The organism is Corallococcus llansteffanensis (assembly GCF_003612055.1).
In the GTDB taxonomy this organism is placed as follows: Bacteria; Myxococcota; Myxococcia; order Myxococcales; family Myxococcaceae; genus Corallococcus; species Corallococcus llansteffanensis.
In genome coordinates, this window is the sequence record NZ_RAWB01000902.1 from 1 (window position 1) to 2,359 (window position 2,359).

General features: G+C 70.0%; 3 protein-coding genes and 1 pseudogene. 2 read left to right on the top strand and 2 right to left on the bottom strand.

Annotation, left to right across the window (positions count from 1 at the left end):
• Positions 1–127: 127 nt before the first annotated feature.
• Both D7V93_RS41855 and D7V93_RS41860 read left to right on the top strand, forming a co-directional pair.
• On the top strand, positions 128–616 hold the full coding sequence (locus tag D7V93_RS41855) for a hypothetical protein (RefSeq protein WP_372338432.1): 489 nt from the start codon (positions 128–130) through the stop codon (positions 614–616).
• A 182-nt stretch (positions 617–798) separates the two neighbouring features.
• Complete coding sequence (locus D7V93_RS41860; protein ID WP_120648544.1) at positions 799–1,095, top strand: hypothetical protein; 297 nt, start codon at positions 799–801, stop codon at positions 1,093–1,095.
• A 123-nt stretch (positions 1,096–1,218) separates the two neighbouring features.
• Here D7V93_RS41860 and D7V93_RS47180 read toward each other — a convergent pair whose 3' ends face one another.
• Positions 1,219–1,845, bottom strand: coding sequence for a transglycosylase SLT domain-containing protein (locus D7V93_RS47180; protein ID WP_120648543.1), 627 nt, complete (start codon positions 1,843–1,845; stop codon positions 1,219–1,221).
• Positions 1,846–1,943: 98 nt separating this feature from the next.
• A pseudogene (locus D7V93_RS46295) lies at positions 1,944–2,359 on the bottom strand (S1 family peptidase); the annotation flags it as partial.

Genomic DNA, 2,359 nt, shown 5'->3' on the forward strand with positions numbered 1-2,359 from the left:
CACCAGCGGAAATAGCCTTCAAGTGCCCGGAGTTACTGAACATGTGTCCAGACCTCCGAACGGAGGGGGACCTGGCGAGCAGGCGCGCGGAACGGCCATGTCAGACCCCTCCCGTATGAATGATCGCGTGAGCCACTCGACCCCGCCGTCGTCATCGTCGCGAGTCCTGGAGCAGCGCAACCTGCTGGGAGGACTCGACCTCCTGCCCGTGATGGGCAGCCGCAAGCGTGCGCGCCAGTTCCACGTGTCCACGGAGCGGAAGCTGGGCTTCGCGGCGGCGCTGGCGCTGGTGGTGGAGCACGGGCGCGAGAAGGCCAAGGAGACGGGCACCACGTCCATGACGCGCTGCCCGCGCTGCGGCCACACGGGGCCCACGGAGCAGGACTTCGGCTTCCGCATCATGAGCCGGGGCCAGCGCCGTCCGCAGTCCTGGTGCCGCGGCTGCCGGGGCCAGCACCTGGAGCCCACGGTGAACACCTCCGCGCCCCGCCCGGAGGACGGCTGGCTGTTCCCGCCGGAGACCGTGGGCAAGCAGAAGGCCCGGCCGGACGCCAAGGTCAGCAAGCCCAAGGCGAAGAAGCGCGCCCGCTCGCGCAGCAACGACGAGCTCACCTGAGTCAGGGTCCCAGGCGTCGCAAGGTGTGCCGCCAGGCATCCGGGCCGGGCAGCGCCGCCTTCGCGCCTCCTGACACCCCGCGCGGACGAGCGCCTGTCCCCCGCATGCCCCCGGAGCGTCCCCTGGCCTGGAATGGCACCCTTTCACCGGGGTCCCTACCTCTGGAGGACAGGAGGATGTCCATGTCCGTGCGGACCCCGATGACAGGCATCAAGAACAAGCGACGCGTGGATGCGCGGGCGGCCCAGCCCAGTGTGCAGGCCAGCAAGGGTCGCAAGACGCTGCCGCATGACGAAGCGGCCGCGCAGCTGCGGCAGAAGGACCTGAAGCGGGTGACGTTGGGCCCCGCCGCCGGGGACCACGGCCCCAAGCGCAACAACCGGGGCACGGGGCTGCGAGGCCGCAAGAAGGCGCCCAGCCAGATCCACATCAAGAGCGCGGGTGGACCGCGCGAGCGCTCCCCGCTGCACGGGGGCTGAAGTCGCGCGTCACGCCCGCGCGAGCTTGAAGAAAACGACGCCCCGCCCTGGGAGGCAGGTCCCCACTTCGGGGACCGCCTTCCACGACGGGGCGCGGTGCTGCCTGGGGGGGTGGTGCGTGGCTCAGTAACCGACGTAGCCGCTGCCGCTCTGGAGGCCCTTGATGCCCGGGACGTTGGACACGGAGCCGTAGCGCTCGATGGCGTAGCGGACGCCCGCGATGATGTTGTCCACCGGGTTGCGGATGTTGTCGTGGCCGGGGAGCTTGTGCGCGTCGAACGTCGGCTGGATGGTCTGCATCAGGCCGATGGACGGGGTGCCCTTCTGCGCGTTGGAGTCCCAGTTGTTGATGGCGTTCGGGTTGCCGCTGGACTCGTGCTGGATGATGGCGGCGATGGCCTGCGGATCCATCTTCTCCACCGGGACGCCGTTGGCCTTGAGGATGTCCATGGCCTGCTTGATCCAGTCACCGACCTGGCCGGGGGGCACGTCGCCCACGGGCTGCGCGCCGGTGGCGCCATCGGTGCCGCCGGTCTGCTGGGTGCCGCCCGTGAGGTTCGGGCCCTTGGCGCCGGTGCCCTGCGCCTGGAACTCGTCCTTGCTCCCCGGGATGTTGAGCTTGGCGTCCGCGTAGATGAGGTCGGCGTTCTTGATGTTCGGGTTCGCCTTCATCAGCGAGCCCACATCCGTGTTGAACCGCTTCGCGATGCCGCTCAGCGTGTCGCCTGACTTGATCCGGTAGTCGCTCATGGGGGGAGAGGACCTTGTGATTGCCGAAAACGGTGATGCCTGATTCTCTGAAGCTGATTTCCGCAGTTGCGCCTACAGTTGCGTTTCTGTGGGTACTTTCACGCGGAGTCGGCCTGGAACCGACACCGTGAAGTTCTTTGATGGGACTGTCGCCGAAGCAGCCCGACCAGGCCGAGCAGCACGACCCAGCTTCCGCCTCCGGGGCTCGGTGCCAGGCCCGGTGCCAGGGCACAGCCTCCGACCGCGTCTGGCGGGCCGTCCCCGGGGCCCGGCGGATCCCCGGCGGACTCGCAGGGGGTGAAGCAGCGGCAGGCGGCATCCCCCTCCACCTCCAGCCGGGCGCACACGCCCTCTGCGCCACACGCGGCGTCCTCCGAACACGTGGCCCTGAAGGTCCCGGCCTGGAGCGCGGGCAGCAGGCAGCGGGCGGGGGCGTCCCCGGCGGCGACGCAGAGGAGGCCGGCGGGGCACTCGGCGTCGGTGGCGCAGGCCTCCTGGCAGAGGGCGTCCAGGG

Bases quoted from the DNA above. Each gene is read 5' to 3' on its own strand.
- D7V93_RS41860 (WP_120648544.1), top strand. From the start codon at position 799: ATGTCCGTGCGGACCCCGATGACAGGCATCAAGAACAAGCGACGCGTG.
- D7V93_RS47180 (WP_120648543.1), bottom strand. From the start codon at position 1,845: ATGAGCGACTACCGGATCAAGTCAGGCGACACGCTGAGCGGCATCGCG.